Here is a 14,679-nt window from a genome sequence, read left to right on the forward strand (position 1 = left end):
CCGAATCAGCCGTAGGCCGCGTCGAGAAACCGCCGGCGCACCTCGGGGGGCGGGATCGGGCAGGTGTCGTACTGGCCCCCGACGTGATAGCGGGCCGCCGCGAAGGCGGCGTACATCCGGTCGCGCAGCGGTGCCGGGATCGCGCGTGCCGCCAGCGCGAGTTTCCAGAACCCGCCCAGATACTCCGCGACCCGCAGCAGCGCGTCCGAGCGGATGGCGACCCGTTCGTCGTCTCGCCCGACGTTCTCGACGTACACGACGGTGTCGATGCCCCGCAGTGCCGGGTGGCGGTCGATCACGTCGCGGGCGTAGTCGCTGTCGAGGGAGGCGAACCGCAGCGTGCCGCGGCGGTCGAAGCGAAGGATGGTGCGCACCGCCCCGTTGCAGACGCCGCACACGCCGTCGTAGAGCAACACGGGCCGGTTCGACGGGTCGAAATCCGTGTTCATCGGCGTCCTTTCGCACAGCGTTCACCTCATGATGGCAGAAGGGCCGGCCCCTCAGCCGGTCCGTCTGCCCGCGGACACCTCGTCGGGACCGGACCGGTTGCTCTGATGAACCGGTGACTCCCAGGTGTACGGCTCCTCCGGATGCCCGGAACCGCCGAGGATGAAGGTCCGGTCGCTGCGGTTGGCCCGCGCGATACTCGCCAGCCACGTCGCGACGGTGCTGAACCGGTTGCGGACACCGGTCAGGAACGCGATGTGGATCAAGCCCCAGCCCAGCCACCCGAGTGATCCGGTGAGCTTGACGGGTCCGGCCTGCAGCAGCGCGTGGCCGCGACTGATGTAGGCCGCCGAGCCCAGGTCTCGGTAGCGGTAGTTCTTACGGCGCCGCCCGGCGAGATCTCGCCGGATGCAGGCGGCGGCGTGGAGCCCGCCCTGCATGGCGTTCTCTGCCACCCCCGGCAGCCCGTCGCGGCCGGCGAGGTCGCCGATGACGAACACGTCGCGGTAACCCGGCACGGAGAGGTCGGCATCCACGGAGATCCGGCCCGACCGGTCGGTCTGAGCACCGAGCGCCTCGGCGGCGTGCCGCGCGAACGGCACCGCCTCGACACCGGCCGTCCACAGCACGGTGCGCACGGCATGGTCGGTACTCGGGCTGCCGTCCTTGGGGGTCACGGTGATCCCGTCGCGGCGCACGTCGGTGACGTGCACTCCGAAGTGCATATCGACGCCGAGGTCTTCGAGCACTCGCTGCGCGCTGTCGGTGAGCGCCGGGGCGAAGCTCTTCAAGACCCGGTCGCCGCCGTCGAACAAGAGCACTCGGGCGTCCTGCGGCGAGATGCTGTGGAATTCGTTGGCCAACGCCCGTGTCGCCAATTCGCGGATCTGCCCGGCCAACTCCACACCGGTCGGTCCGCCACCGGCGACGGCGAAGGTCAGCCACTCGTCTCGCTCCGGCCCCGGCGGCAGCGTCTCGGCGATCTCGAAAGCGGCGAACACCCGCCGCCGGATGCTCAGCGCATCGTCGAGGGTCTTCATGCCCGGCGCCCACGTCGCGAACTCCTCGTTCCCGAAGTACGACTGGCGCATGCCCGCCGCGATCACCAGGTAGTCGTAGTCGACGTCGAAGAACGTTTCGTCGGGACGACGGGCGGTGACGCGGCGCGCGTCGGGATCGAGACGAATCGCCTCGCCGAGCAGCGTCGTCACATTGTGGTGATCTGCCAACTCCTCGCGCAGCGACCGGCTGATCTGCCCGATGCTGAGCGTGCCCGCCGCACACTGGTACAGCAGTGGCTGAAACACATGGCATGCCGCCCGGTCGAGCAGGGTGACGTCCACCCCGACCTTGCCGAGCCGGCGGGCGCAGAACAGGCCGCCGAATCCACCGCCGATGATGAGGACCTTGGGCCGGCGCTCGCGCGAGCCGGTCGAGACATCGTGAGCCATGACTGATCCGTACCCGCTCGGCAGCGCTTACCCACCCCGGGCTTCCCAGCAGTAGCCAGTGGGTACACCCCCGGGAAGTGATGTGCATCACGACGAAGAAGCCACGTTCGAGGAGGGGAGCGACCGGTGACGACGGACCACGATGCTCGGGAGGATCTGGAACGCCAACAGCGCGACCCTCATGGCGACGAGGAGGTCGACGAACTCTCGGCCGGGGAACGGGCACCGGCGGAGCGGCCGTCGACGTTCCGCCGCCGCTGGCTCGGCTTCGGCGGCGGGCTTCTGCTGGCGGTGCTGGTGTATCTGGTGCTGCCCACCGACCTGTCACACGCGGCCAAGGTCACCGCGGCGATCGCCGTGCTCATGGGCGTGTGGTGGATGACCGAGGCCATCCCGATCCCGGCCACCGCGCTGCTGCCGCTGGTGGTCTTTCCGATTCTCGTCGAGGACGTCAGCGTCGACGACGTCGGCGCCAGCTACGGCGCCGACATCATCTTCCTGTTCATGGGCGGCTTCCTGATCGCGCTGGCAATGCAGCGGTGGAACCTGCACCGGCGCATCGCACTGCTGACGGTGCGGGCGATGGGCACCAGCGCCACGCGCGTCATCGGCGGGTTCATGCTCGCCACCGCGTTCCTGAGCATGTGGGTCTCGAACACCGCGACCGCCGTGATGATGGTGCCGATCGGTGTCTCGGTGCTGATGCTCGCCGGCACGGTGTCGGTCCCCAAGAACGAGGACGAGTCCTCGGACGGCGACGCCGAACCGACCGCAGGTGAAGCCGGCACCGAGGCCGAGACGCAGGCCGACGAGGAGGTCAAGGAGCAGGTCAAGCAGTCCAACTTCGGCACCGCGCTGATGCTCGGCATCGCCTACGCGGCATCGGTCGGGTCGCTGGCGACGATCATCGGGACCCCGCCGAACACGCTGCTCGTGGGTTACCTGCAGGACGAGCAGGGCATCGACATCAGCTTCGGCCGATGGATGCTGCTCGGGCTCCCGCTGGCGAGCGTTCTGCTCGTCATCACCTGGGTGCTGTTGGCCAAGCTGATCTTCAAACCGGAGATCGACGAGCTGCCGGGCGGCCGCAAGCTGTTCAACACCGAGTTGGCCAAGCTCGGCAAACCCTCCGGCGGGGAGCGCCGCGTCGCGGTGATCTTCGCCCTCGCCGCGATCAGCTGGATCTCCTTCCCGCTGATCTGGGAAGAGCCGCCCATCTCCGACGCCGGCATCGCGATCACCGCCGGAGTGCTGCTGTTCATCCTGCCGGCCGGCGCGAAACTCGGTGTGCGGCTGCTGGACTGGTCCACCGCGGTCCAACTGCCGTGGGGGGTGCTGTTGCTGTTCGGGGGCGGTCTGGCGCTGTCCTCACAGTTCAGCTCCTCCGGGCTGACCGAATGGATCGGCACCCAGGCGCAGAGCCTGCAGGGTCTGGCCATCCTCCTGCTGGTCGCGGTGATCACGACCGCGGTGATCTTCCTGACCGAGCTGACCAGCAACACCGCCACCGCGGCGACGTTCCTGCCGGTCATCGGCGGTGTCGCGGTCGGCATCGGGGCCGACCCGCTGCTGCTGACGATTCCCGTCGCGCTGGCAGCCACCTCGGCATTCATGCTGCCGGTGGCGACCCCGCCCAACGCGATCGTGTTCGGCACCGGCTACGTCAACATCGGCAGCATGGTCAAGGGCGGTATCTGGCTGAATCTCATCGCGATCCTGCTCATCAGCGTGGCCACCACCACGCTGGCGGTCTGGGTGTTCGGGATCTCGACCTGATCGAGTCTGCGCGGTCAGTCGTTGCCCCGCGGCGGGGGCTGCACGGCCACCCCGCTGGACACGTGCTCGGGCCCGGCGTCCGGGTGCTCGGCGGGGACGCGGCCCCGGAACTTCGCGGCCTCACTGTCGCCCTGCGACGATCGGGCACTGTCGCCCTGCGACGATCGGGCACTGTCGCGCTGCGACGATCGGGCACTGTCGCCCTGCGACGTGCGCTCGGGTCCGCGGTAGGGGCCCGGCTTCGGGCGGGGCGCACCGCCGGGGAACGCGAGCCGCACGATGGTGCGCTGCACGGAGAACCACTGTTTGCCGAAGGGGCCGGAGTTGTACGGCAGGTCGTAGCGCTGGCAGATGTCTTTGATCTTCGGGGCGATCTCCGCATAGCGACTGCTGGGCATGTCGGGGTAGAGATGATGCTCCACCTGGTAGCCCAGGTTGCCGCTGACGATGTGGAACAGCGGGCTGCCTTCGATGTTGGCGGCGCCGATCAGCTGGCGGACATACCAGCCGCCGCGGGTTTCGTCGGCGACTTCTTCCTCGCTGAACGTGTAGGTCTGGTCGGGGAAGTGCCCGCAGAAGATGATGGCGTGTGACCAGACGTTGCGGACGACGTTCGCCAGTGCATCGGCCACCAGCGTCCGCAGGAACGTGCTCTCCACGCCGGGCAGCACGCGGTCGAGAAACATTGCGGCAGAACTGGTTCTCCTGCTGCGCGAGATCCGGCGCAGGCGCCGGCCGACCCGGGACCGGGCGGGCTGCCTGATCCTGCCGCGCAGGGCCAGCTGGGCGAGGGCGAACGCGCCGGCGCTGATGAGCGGCCAGCCGACGTAGTCCTTGATGATCTGCTGGCGAGCCTTGCCCGCGATGGACGTGAAGTCGTCTTTGAGGTCCGCCATCGTCTTGTTGCCGCGGAACAGCGCCTCGACGTCGGTGTCGTGCACGGCGACGCCCCACTCGAACAGCATCATGAGCAGAAAGTTGTAGAACGGTTGGCCGAGGTTCCCGGGCCGCCACTGCTGGTTCGGGTCGATCCGCATGATCTCGTAGCCGAGATCCTTGTCCTTGCCGCGGATGTTGGTGAACGTGTGATGGATGTAGTTGTGGGAGTGCTTCCACGCTTTGGCGCTCGACGCGGTGTCCCAGTCCCACACCGAGGAGTGGATGTCAGGGTCGTTCATCCAGTCCCACTGTCCGTGCAGGATGTTGTGGCCGAGCTCCATGTTCTCCAGGATCTTGGCCATGCTCAGGCAGGCGGTCCCGAGCAGCCATGCCGCAGGCGAGCGCGAGCCGAGCAGCAGGACGCGGCCGGCGACGACGATCTGGCGCTGCACCGAGATCATCGTCTTGATGTAGTGGCGGTCGCGATCGCCGAGTTCGGCGAACACTTCGTCGTGGATGGCGTCGAGTTCCTTGGCGAGTTTCTCCAGCTCCTGTTCGCTCAAGCGGGCCAATGGGCTTTCGGTGGCGGCGGTCATGACGCTCCCTTCCTTCAGAGTTCGAGTTCCACGTCGCCCTCGGCGGCGTGGATGCAGATCCGGACGTCGGCGCCGGTCGGTTCGGTGACCTCCCCCGAGCGCAGGTCACGGATGCGGCCGGATTTCAACGTGCCCGTACAGGTGTGACAGATTCCGATGCGGCAGCCGAAGGCCAACTCCAGGCCGGCCTGCTCGCCGGCCTCCAGAATCGGGGTGTCGCCGGGGCATTCGGCGGTTTCATCGCTGTCGAGGAACGTGACCGTGCCACCTTCCCCGGCCGCGGCGCTGCCGCTGATCTTGGGCTGGAAACGCTCGAAGTGCAGCCGGTCGGGATCACCGTCGGTCTCCCACCGCTCGATCAGCGCATCGAGGAGCTCGGCGGGCCCCGAGCAGAACCCCTCGCGCTCCCGCCAGTCGGGACACACGTCGTCGAGCTCTTCGGCCTTGAACCGGCCCCGCTCGGAGGTGATTCGCACGTCCAGACGCACGCCGTCATGCCGGCGGTCGAGGTCCTCCAGCACGGACAGGAACATCACCTGCTCACGGGTGCGGTCGGAATGCAACACCACGACGTCACGTAGTTCGTCGCGGTGATCGAGGCTGCGCAGCATGCTCATGATCGGTGTGATGCCGCTGCCCGCGCTGATGAACAGCATCTTGGCCGGTAGCGGGTCAGGCAGCGTGAACTGGCCCTCGACCTCGCCGAGGCGCACCAGTTCGCCGGGCCGGATCCTGTCCACGAGGTACGGCGAGACGACGCCGCTGTCGACCTTCTTCGGAGTGACGCTGACCAGCCCGTCCTCGGGTTGCGGATCGGAGGTCAGCGAGTAGGCGCGCCAGTGGTAGCGGCCGTCGATGACCAGGCCGAGCCGCACGTACTGCCCGGGTTCGTGCCCGGGCCATTCGAAGCTCGGCCGGATCAGCACGCTGGCGGCCTCGGTGCCCTGGGGCTCGATCCGCTCGACCTTGCCGCGCAACTCCTTGGTGGTCCACAGCGGGTTGAGCATCTCCAGATAGTCATCCGGGCATAACGGCTTGAAAAGGTGCGAGATTGCCCGCAGAAGCAGCCGACGTCCTCGTGGGACCTGCGGCTGCGCACCCCGCTCTGCCATGAAGCGACCTCCCTCCCCGGTGGTTGTGAGCTGCACCACTCCTTACTCGCGAGTAACCATGCCCACCTGACCTGAAACGTGGGCAGCGCCGCATCGGGTTCAGCGGGCCCCAAGTCGGCGACAAGTCGACACCAACAGCACCGGTCCACAGTGATCGTCACCAGCAGTCCACCCCCGATCGGAGCCACCATGACCACCGAACCCGCCGCCCCCGCGACCACCAGCACCACCCCCGACGTCCTCGGGATGCAGATCGCCCACCGGGTGATGCTGCGCGACCTGGACCGGACCACCGGGGTGGCCATGGCGATGGCCGACGGCGGCGTGCCCATCACCGCGCGCCGAACCCGGACGCTGGTGCGCTACCTCGAGTTGATGGCCGAATCCATCGACCACCACCATCACGCCGAGGACGACATCCTGTGGCCGGTGATCGTGCAGCGGGCCGGCGCCCAGATCGACCTGACGCCGCTCACCGAGGATCACGAGGCGCTGACTCCGCTGCTGGAGCGGATGCGAGGCGGCGCGCTGGCCTTCCGGGCGGCGCCATCACGGCAGTCGGCCGCGGCTCTGGCGGCCCGGCTCGTGGAGCTGCGTGGCGTCCTCACCGAGCACATCGCCGAGGAGGAGCGCGCCACCTTTCCGGTGATCCGCCGCTATCTGTCGGTGGCGGACTGGCGCGACGTGGAAGCCCGGATCCGCCGGAACGCCCGGATGTCGTTCGAACTGCCCAGGATCGGCGCAGCGGTGACACCCACCGAGCTCGCCGCGCTGAAAGCCGACGCAGGCGTGGCGATCACGCTCATGCTGGCTCTGTTCCGGCCGGGTTACCGGCGGATGGAGCGGGCGATCTGGGGCTGAGCGCCGCTGCGACGCGCGCGCGGACCGCGTCGGCGCCGGCACGGTGGCGGGCCACCTCGTCGCCGGCGCGGCCCAGCGCCTCGGCCAGCAACGCCAGAGTGTCGTCGACGGTACCGAAAGCGACTGAGCCCGAATCGATTCCGGCCACTCGTCCCGCCCAGGGAGTGAGTTCGCGGTACACCTGCTCGCACTGCTCGAGGTCACCCAGGCGGATCGCGGCGCGCGCCAGCAGCACCATCCTGGCCAGCCAGTAGTAGTTACGCCGCACCGGAGCCCGCGAGAGCCACCATGCCCGGGCCTCCTCGGTACGTCCGGCGTCCAGCAGACACAACACCAGCGCCTCGTTCATCGCATCGGGATAGAGCTGGTGGACCGCGATCATGGCATCGGTCAGGTCCGACATGTCCCCGCGGGCGAAGGCCAGCACCAGCTCGAACACGACCGCGACCTCGGTGGCACTGGACATGCCGGTCTCGGCCATCTGACCGGCCAGGCGCCGGTACCGGCGGGCGGCGTTGTCGAGATCGCCGGCCAGGACGCACAACACGGCCTGGTAGACCTCGACCACCACGACGAGTGCGGCGACCTGCCCGCTGGTCGACCGCTCGACGGCCAGATCGGCCTCGCGGATGGCCTCGGGCAGATCGGTACGGGCCGAGGCGAACATGAACAAGAACCAGTGGGCCAGCGCCTCGTAGCCGAGCAGACCGTGCGCCGTGGAGACCGCCAGCAGCTCGGCGGCGAGGCTCTCGCGTTCATTCGCCAGGTCCGGTCCGGTCGACAAATAGGCGCGCGCGTTGAGCGCGGCGCACAGCGCGACCGGGTCCCCGGAGGCGCGAGCGATCTCGAGGGCCTGGGCCGACACGTCGATCACCTCGTCCATCCCGTACGCCGCGGCGTCGTTCTCGATCTCGAAGATCAAGGCCACCATCAGCCATACCCGGGTCACTGGATCAACCCCATCGGGCTCGGCCAGCTTGCGGCGCAACGGTTCCCGGACGTCAGTGTGGTCCGGCGCCAACGCGCTGACCGTCCACGAGATCGGGGCGCGGAAGGCGGTCAGCGCGTCCAGCAACAGCGGGTCGTCGCCACTATCGGCGGCCAGCTGCACGGCCCGGGCCCGGGCCGAGCGGGCGCGGGTGGCATCCCCCGCCAGAGCCGCCGCCCGCGTGAGCAGGACCAGCAGCCGGACCTGCGACGCCAGCGGGGTGCTGCTCTGCGTCAGATCGATCATGCGCACCGCGGCGTCGGCCAACGCCATGGCCTCGGCGGCGGAGTTGAGCGACAGCGCCTGCTCGGCAGCGGCCGACGCCAGCCCGGCGGCGTCGGCCGCCGTCGCGGGGGTGGCTGCCGCCAAGGCGTGGTACGCCAGCGCCGCCACGTCGGGATCCGGGGCGTCGCGCAGCTCGGCCAGCGCCGCCGCATGCCAGCGCGCCCGGCGCAGCGCCGGGGTGTCCTCGTACAGGGTGTCGCGGACCAGGGCGTGGGTGAAGCGCACCCGGCCCGGTCCGGGCTCGTCGAGCAGTCCCGCCAACACGGCAGCTTCGAGGCCGTCGAGCACGTCGTCCTCATCGTGGCGGGCGATGCGGACCAGCAGCTCCACGTCGAGCTCGCGGCCCAGGACCGCCGCCTGCTGCAGGACGGTCCGGGCCGAGCCGGGAAGGCGGGAAAGTCGGCGCCGCAACACCTCCCGCACACCAGCCGGCACAGTGGCGGAGGCGGCTGCCCGGCCTTCGGAAGCCAGCAGACGCGCGAACTCCGACACGAACAGCGGGTTTCCGTTGGTCCGTTCGATCAGGCGGTCCAGCACTCCGGCATCGTCGGCGATGGTGCTGTCAGGAGCGAGCTCGCGGACCAGTGCGACGACGCCGTCTCTGCTCAAACCGCCCAAGTCGACCCGTTCGGCGGTGACCGCGGCCAGCGCGGCCCAGGTGGCGGTGAGCTCGGGCCCGGCCTCGGTGCTGCGGTGCGCAGCCAATACGACGATGGGGCGGTCGGCGAGGTCGTGGGCGAAACCCCGCAGCAACTGCAGTGTCGCGCCGTCGGCGCGGTGCAGGTCGTCGAGAACCACCAGCAGTGGCCCGTCGGCAGTGACCCGCCGCAACCGGTCGGCGACCGCGTTGGCGAGTTCGAACGCCGACTCACAGTTCGGCGCCGGATGGCCGAGGGCCTGCACGACCTCCGACCATGCCCACGCAGGAGGAGCACCATCGACTTCGGGACAACGGCCGCGCGCCACGGTCCACCCGTCGAGGCCGAGCCGCTCGCCGATCACCTCGGCCAGAGTCGTCTTGCCCGCCCCCGGTTCGGCACCCAGCCAGATCGTCCGCAGCCCCGCGGTGAGCGCCGTCGCCGCGGCGGCGGTGATCCGCTGCACCTCGGCCGCGCGGCCGATCAGGGTCGCGCGGTGTCGCGACACGGGCACCGGAAACTCGCTGTGGCGCCTGGGTGTCTCGACCGCTATCGGGAGCGTGGGGGATCGCGGCCGGTCGAAGAGGTCCTCGGACTGCGCGAGGATCTTCGCTTCCAGCGTGCGCAACGCCGGGCCCGGGTCGATGCCGAGTTCGTCGGCCAACCGGTCACGGATCGCACGCAGTTGCGCGAGTGCGTCACGCTGGCGGCCGACCCGGTACAGCGCGAGTGCCAGCAACCGCACACCTTCCTCGCTGAGGGGGTCCTCGGTGAGGTGGCGTTCCAGCTCCGGGATGACCCGCGCTTCCCACCCCAGGTCGAGGCCGATGGCGGCGTACTGTTCGACCGCGGCGGCGCGAATCCGGACGAGCCGAGCGGCTTCCGTTGCAGCCCAATCGGTATCGCAGAACTCCGGGAGCACCGCGCCACTCCAGCAGTCCAATGCCGCTCGCAACGATTCCGCCCGCGACTGTGGGGCATCGCTGGTGGCGGCATCCCGCACCAGCGCCTGGAATCGCCACGCGTCCACGGCATCGACAGGGAGCCGCAACGCGTAACCCGGCGGTGAGCTGATCAGCACCCGGGCGGGCGTGCGTTTGGCGCGGCCGGGCTCCAGCAGTCGCCGCAGATTGGAGATGTGGACCTGCAGACCCCCGAGCGCCTTCGGCGGCGGGTCCATGGCCCAGATGTCGTCGATGATGCGGTCCGCGGAGACGACTTCGCCGGCCGCCACGGCCAGCCGCGCCAGCACTGCCCGGGGTTGCGGACCGCGCAGGTCGACGACCTCACCCGCCACGCGGACCGTCAGCGGCCCGAACAGGGTGATGAGGATCTCGGTCATGGCCGAGCCAGGATATGCAGGCACCCGGCCGCGCACCACTTCACCCGCCGGTCTGTCAGTCGAACACCAGCAGCAGCGCGACCAGGACGCCGATCACCGCGAAGACCAGCGCAGAACCGAACACGAATCCACCACCGCGGCTCCGAAGGATCACGAAGCCCAGGCGGGTCTCCTGCACGTAGCGGTGCCGGGACAGCGCAGCGAGCCCGGACAGCACTCCCGCGCAGATCAGTGCGATGCCCAGGACGTGGGCCGGTTCGGTGCGGACGAGCAGAATCGTCGTGACGACGAACAGTCCGGCCAGCCCCAGCATCGTCATCGTGCGCTGGGCGGCGTTGCGTTCGAACGGGTACTGGTCCCCCCACAGATTGCCGGGCGTGGTTTTCACCGGCGCTCACCCCCTGGGCATCAACACGATGACGAGGACGCCCGCTCCGGCCAGCAGCACGGCCACGATGCCGAGTAGTGGGGCGCCGAAACCGGGCAACGGCCTGCGTTGCCGGAGTGCCCGCTCGGTGACCCACCAGCGCCGGACCCCGACCCCGCACGTGCCGAAGGCGACGGCGACGAGGCCCAGCGCGAGGGCTTCACTGCCCCACCACGGGCGGTCGAGGAACAACCGGTCGATGGCGACCGCGCCGGCCAGCAGCGTGACGGCAAGACGCAGCCACGACAGGTAGGTCCGCTCGTTGGCCAGGCTGTAGAGGGGATCGGGTTCTCGCCCCACCTCGTACACGCTGCGCGGCGCGCGCGATCCGCGCTGCGCGTCGCCGTCGAAGTCCATCACCTCGTTGTCGGCCACTCACTCACGGTAACCGGGGGTCCGCAGCGCGGTCCTCGTTCGCGGTGGGGTCCGTCGCTGCTTCGGCCTCTTTGACCCCGTCCCAGAAATCGTCGGCGTCGGCGATCCGGCTGGCGCGCGGTTTGGCCCGCCACCCGCTGACGGCCCGGGTCAGCCCGCGTCCGGCAGCCAGCACGCTCTCGGGCGACGCGGTGAAGTTGGACGTGTTCCCCTCGACCACGCCCATCGATGCCCCCGTGACATAGCTGTCCTGGTTGGCGCCCAGGAAGACGAAGGTCCACCCGGCGGCCCGCAGAGCGGCGATGCGCTCGAAGATCGCGGCGGCCGTCCACCGGCGGCTGGCGTTCTCATGGCCGTCGGTCATGATCACCACGAGCTGATCGGCGGGGTCGGCGCCCGCGTTGTCGACGTGCGCTTCGGCCCGATCCAGCAGCATGCCGATGGCGTCGTACAGCGGCGTCATGCCGCGGGGGGGCGAATCTGCCGGCGATCGAACCGATCCCCGCCAGGGGTTGGGCATCGATCAACACGTCCTGGGGATCCTCGCCGTCGAACTGGATCAGCGTCATGGCGGCCTCCCCCGCCTCGTTGCGCTGTTCGGCGACGAACTCGTCGAAGCTCTGCACCACGTACTCGGCGATGGCGCCCATGGATCCGGAGCGATCCAGCAGGAACCAGATGTCCGCCCGCGAGGTGTCGGCGTGTGGTCGCTGCGCCAGCAGCGCCTCCAGTTTCGCGATGCGGGTAAGCAGCTCGTTGACGTCGGAGTCGGTCTGATTCGCCATGGCGTACCCCCTGGGTCAGATATTGGCATAGTGACCATAACCGGTATTTGTCGATCTGACAAGTATCGGTCTACCATCCGCCTATGACACGGCCAGGGCATCGCGTTCCCGACGGCTACGACACGTCGGCCTATCCCTCCTTCGCCGTCACCGTCGACATCGTGATCCTGACCATGCGCGGGGGGCATCTTCACGTCCTGCTGGTACAGCGCGGCGGCGAACCCTACGCCGGGATGTGGGCGCTACCCGGCGGATTCAAGCGGCCGGACGAGACGCTCGACCAGGCCGCGCGGCGCGAACTGCGGGAGGAGACCGGGCTGGTGGCGCCCAAGCATCTGGCGCAGTTCGGTGCCTACGGCGATCCCGGCCGCGATCCGCGCACCAACGTGGTCACGGTGGCCTATCTGGCGGTGACTCCCGATCCCGGCAGCCTGCACGCCGGAACGGACGCCGCTGCGGCCCGGTTCTGGCCGGTCGTCGACGCGGTGCGCGAGCTGTCGCTGGCGTTCGACCACCACCGGATCCTCTCGGACGCGGTGGACCGGGCCGCCGAACAACTCGAGCAGACCGATCTGGCGACCGCGTTCGTCGGCGACACGTTCGCGTTGTCGGAACTGCAGAGCGTGTACGAGGAGTTGTGGCAGGCCGAGATCGACCCGGCCAACTTCCGCCGCAGCCTCACCTCACCGCCGCCGTCGACGGCCGCGCCCGGCGCGTACGTGGAGCCGACCGGCAAGCGGGCCAAGGCGAGTCCGCGCGGCGGACGACCCCCGGAGTTGTTCCGCGCCGGTGGCGCCTGGCGAACACAGCCGCCGGTGCGGCGACCCCGAACGCCTCGCGATCAGGACCGGCGCACCGGCGGCGACATACCCGAATAGTGCTACCGATCAGGTAGTCCACCGATCAGTTGCGCACCCTGGTGTCGACCTTCGGCACCTTGACCGTCGGGACCAACTGGTTGATCCACGGGTTGTTGAAGCCACCGACGTCGTAGTAGCCCCCGCGGCCGTAGTAGTTGGAATCCCTGTCACGTCCGCTGTCTTCGGCACCGCCGTCATCGGCCTGGGCCGGTCCGGCCAAACCGATCACGGCCGCCGACAGTGCACCTGCGATGATTCCGACCCGTCCGATCTTCTTCATCGATCTCGCCTCTTTCCTTGCCGCTTCGTCGCGAGCGGTGGCCCTGCGACAGTGGGGTCAACGGGCTATGGGCTCGATTGATTCCTGCGGCTGATCCGCCAGCCCATGTACATCATTCCGACACCGGCGACCGCGATGATCGGGCCGGCAACAGACCACGTGGTGGTATCGGTCATCGGACTGCCGCCGACGAATCCGAACCCCTGCAATGCGAACAGCACACCTGAGAGGGCCACAAGGACTCCGACTCCGAGAAGAAAGATCCCCGAGATGGTTCTCACCCCACCGAGGCTACCGCTGCGGATTGATACGGTTCGGCAGAACGAGAAGCATCGGAGCGCGCCTGAAGGGCACCATGGGTCGGATGGACGTGTTGGTGGTCGGAGCCGGGCCGGCGGGCATGGCGCTGGCGGCACAGTGCGCCCGTCGTGGACTGCGCACCGGGCTCGTCGACCCGGCGCCGCAACGCCCGTGGACCGCTACCTACGGCATGTGGGCCGACGAGCTGCCCGCCGGCTTGCCGGCGTCGGTGGTCGCCGCCCGCGCCGCCGGCCGGGTCCACGCGGTCACCGAGCACCACGTGGGTTGGGACTACGCCGTTCTCGACGTTCCCGCTCTCCACGCGCACCTGGCCGATCAACTCACCGATGTGCGCATCCATGCCGGACGCGTCGTCGGTTCGCCGCAACGCGGGGTCGTCGCCCTGGCCGACGGCTCCTGGTTGCGCGCGCAGATCATCGTCGATGCCGGGGGACGATGGCGCCCAACAGATCCGGTGTCGCCACGCAGCTGTACGGCCGACCAGACCGCCTACGGGGTGATCGTCGACGACGACACCGCCGCGCCGGTCGTCACTCCCGGTCAAGCATTGTTCATGGACTGGCGCCCTGACCACGGCGAGCACGGCTGGCCGACGTTCCTGTACGGCGTTCCACTGGGTGACGGTCAGGTGCTGCTGGAGGAGACCTCGCTGGCGCGACGGCCGGGTCTGCCTCTGGCGACCCTGCGCCGGCGGCTTCATGCGCGGCTGGCGCGGCACGGTGTCACCCCGGCCGCCGATGCCCGCAGTGAGAAGGTCTGGTTCCCCGTCGACCAGCCGCGACACGACGGGCGCGGCGTACTCGGGTTCGGCGCGGCCGCGCCGCTGATCCATCCCGCGACGGGGTTCAGCGTGGCGGCTTCGCTCAGGCTCGCCCCTGCGGTCGCCTCGGCGCTGGCCGTGCACCTGGCCGATGGACCGGATGAAGCGCTGTCTGCCGGGAAGCGCGCCGTCTGGCCGCCGTCTGCGGTGGCGATCCACCGGCTGCGCCGCATCGGGCTGGAAGCCCTGTTGCGTATGCCGGCCGAGGATGTCCCCCTGTTCTTCGAGAAGTTCTTCGCCCTGCCCGAACACCACCGCTGGACCTACCTGACGGCCCGCGACGACGTCCGCGGAACCGCGGCCGCCATGGGCTGCCTCTACCGGAACACCAGCGGACGGTTGCGTCGAAACCTCGTCACCGCTGCGGTACGGCGACCGGTCACGACCAACGCAACAGCCGCCGACGAGGATTCGCACGCCGGTCGACGGTGAGCGG

Annotated in this window: 15 protein-coding genes; 4 read left to right on the forward strand and 11 right to left on the reverse strand. The window is 69.4% G+C overall.

Annotated features, from left to right (window positions below; all coding sequences use genetic code 11):
- Positions 1-5: 5 nt before the first annotated feature.
- Complete coding sequence (locus tag J3476_RS09205; protein ID WP_207066182.1) at positions 6-449, reverse strand: thiol-disulfide oxidoreductase DCC family protein; 444 nt, start codon at positions 447-449, stop codon at positions 6-8.
- A 51-nt stretch (positions 450-500) separates the two neighbouring features.
- Positions 501-1,898 (reverse strand): NAD(P)/FAD-dependent oxidoreductase, encoded by a 1,398-nt coding sequence (locus tag J3476_RS09210; protein ID WP_207066183.1) that lies wholly within the window; start codon positions 1,896-1,898, stop codon positions 501-503.
- 126 nt (positions 1,899-2,024) lie between these two features.
- Between J3476_RS09210 and J3476_RS09215 the strand changes: the two genes are divergently transcribed.
- A complete protein-coding gene (locus J3476_RS09215) occupies positions 2,025-3,674 on the forward strand; it encodes a DASS family sodium-coupled anion symporter (protein WP_286182794.1) in 1,650 nt (549 codons plus the stop codon).
- 14 nt (positions 3,675-3,688) lie between these two features.
- Here the strand turns inward: J3476_RS09215 and J3476_RS09220 are convergent, their stop codons facing one another.
- Positions 3,689-5,149: a fatty acid desaturase gene (locus J3476_RS09220; protein WP_207066184.1), complete on the reverse strand. Its 1,461-nt coding sequence runs from the start codon at positions 5,147-5,149 to the stop codon at positions 3,689-3,691.
- 14 nt (positions 5,150-5,163) lie between these two features.
- Positions 5,164-6,261, reverse strand: a complete 1,098-nt coding sequence (locus tag J3476_RS09225; RefSeq protein WP_207066185.1) for a ferredoxin reductase — start codon at positions 6,259-6,261, stop codon at positions 5,164-5,166.
- 189 nt (positions 6,262-6,450) lie between these two features.
- Here J3476_RS09225 and J3476_RS09230 point away from each other — a divergent pair, with 189 nt between their 5' ends.
- Positions 6,451-7,122: a hemerythrin domain-containing protein gene (locus J3476_RS09230; RefSeq protein WP_207066186.1), complete on the forward strand. Its 672-nt coding sequence runs from the start codon at positions 6,451-6,453 to the stop codon at positions 7,120-7,122.
- On the opposite strand, the gene J3476_RS09235 is transcribed toward J3476_RS09230, so the two are convergent.
- Genes J3476_RS09235 through J3476_RS09255 form a run of 5 tightly spaced genes read right to left on the reverse strand, consistent with a single transcriptional unit; the run spans position 7,064 to position 11,962 of the window.
- The gene (locus tag J3476_RS09235; RefSeq protein WP_207066187.1) at positions 7,064-10,375 is read right to left on the reverse strand and encodes a BTAD domain-containing putative transcriptional regulator; all 3,312 of its coding nucleotides are present in this window, start codon (positions 10,373-10,375) and stop codon (positions 7,064-7,066) included. The two genes, J3476_RS09230 and J3476_RS09235, sit on opposite strands and share 59 nt — an antisense overlap.
- Before the next feature lie 55 nt (positions 10,376-10,430).
- Positions 10,431-10,763: a hypothetical protein gene (locus tag J3476_RS09240; RefSeq protein ID WP_207066188.1), complete on the reverse strand. Its 333-nt coding sequence runs from the start codon at positions 10,761-10,763 to the stop codon at positions 10,431-10,433.
- A 6-nt stretch (positions 10,764-10,769) separates the two neighbouring features.
- Positions 10,770-11,177 carry a YidH family protein gene (locus J3476_RS09245; protein ID WP_207066189.1) on the reverse strand — a complete coding sequence of 136 codons (408 nt, stop codon included), beginning with the start codon at positions 11,175-11,177 and terminating at the stop codon, positions 10,770-10,772.
- Between the two features lie 4 nt (positions 11,178-11,181).
- Positions 11,182-11,640 carry a hypothetical protein gene (locus J3476_RS09250; RefSeq protein WP_207066190.1) on the reverse strand — a complete coding sequence of 153 codons (459 nt, stop codon included), beginning with the start codon at positions 11,638-11,640 and terminating at the stop codon, positions 11,182-11,184.
- On the reverse strand, positions 11,525-11,962 hold the full coding sequence (locus J3476_RS09255) for a hypothetical protein (protein WP_207066191.1): 438 nt from the start codon (positions 11,960-11,962) through the stop codon (positions 11,525-11,527). The genes J3476_RS09250 and J3476_RS09255 overlap by 116 nt, the downstream gene beginning before the upstream one ends.
- An 83-nt stretch (positions 11,963-12,045) precedes the next feature.
- Here J3476_RS09255 and J3476_RS09260 point away from each other — a divergent pair, with 83 nt between their 5' ends.
- Complete coding sequence (locus tag J3476_RS09260; RefSeq protein WP_207066192.1) at positions 12,046-12,840, forward strand: NUDIX domain-containing protein; 795 nt, start codon at positions 12,046-12,048, stop codon at positions 12,838-12,840.
- A 25-nt stretch (positions 12,841-12,865) separates the two neighbouring features.
- On the opposite strand, the gene J3476_RS09265 is transcribed toward J3476_RS09260, so the two are convergent.
- Together J3476_RS09265 and J3476_RS27885 are read right to left on the reverse strand one after the other, a co-directional pair.
- The gene (locus J3476_RS09265; RefSeq protein WP_207066193.1) at positions 12,866-13,102 is read right to left on the reverse strand and encodes a hypothetical protein; all 237 of its coding nucleotides are present in this window, start codon (positions 13,100-13,102) and stop codon (positions 12,866-12,868) included.
- 65 nt (positions 13,103-13,167) lie between these two features.
- Positions 13,168-13,374 (reverse strand): hypothetical protein, encoded by a 207-nt coding sequence (locus J3476_RS27885; protein WP_221361960.1) that lies wholly within the window; start codon positions 13,372-13,374, stop codon positions 13,168-13,170.
- A 92-nt stretch (positions 13,375-13,466) separates the two neighbouring features.
- On the opposite strand from J3476_RS27885, the gene J3476_RS09270 reads away from it, so the two are divergent.
- The gene (locus tag J3476_RS09270; protein ID WP_286182796.1) at positions 13,467-14,675 is read left to right on the forward strand and encodes a lycopene cyclase family protein; all 1,209 of its coding nucleotides are present in this window, start codon (positions 13,467-13,469) and stop codon (positions 14,673-14,675) included.
- The last annotated feature ends 4 nt before the right edge of the window (positions 14,676-14,679 follow it).

Origin of the sequence: Mycobacterium sp. PO1 (genome assembly GCF_017312405.1) — a bacterium.
Taxonomy (GTDB): Bacteria; Actinomycetota; Actinomycetes; order Mycobacteriales; family Mycobacteriaceae; genus Mycobacterium.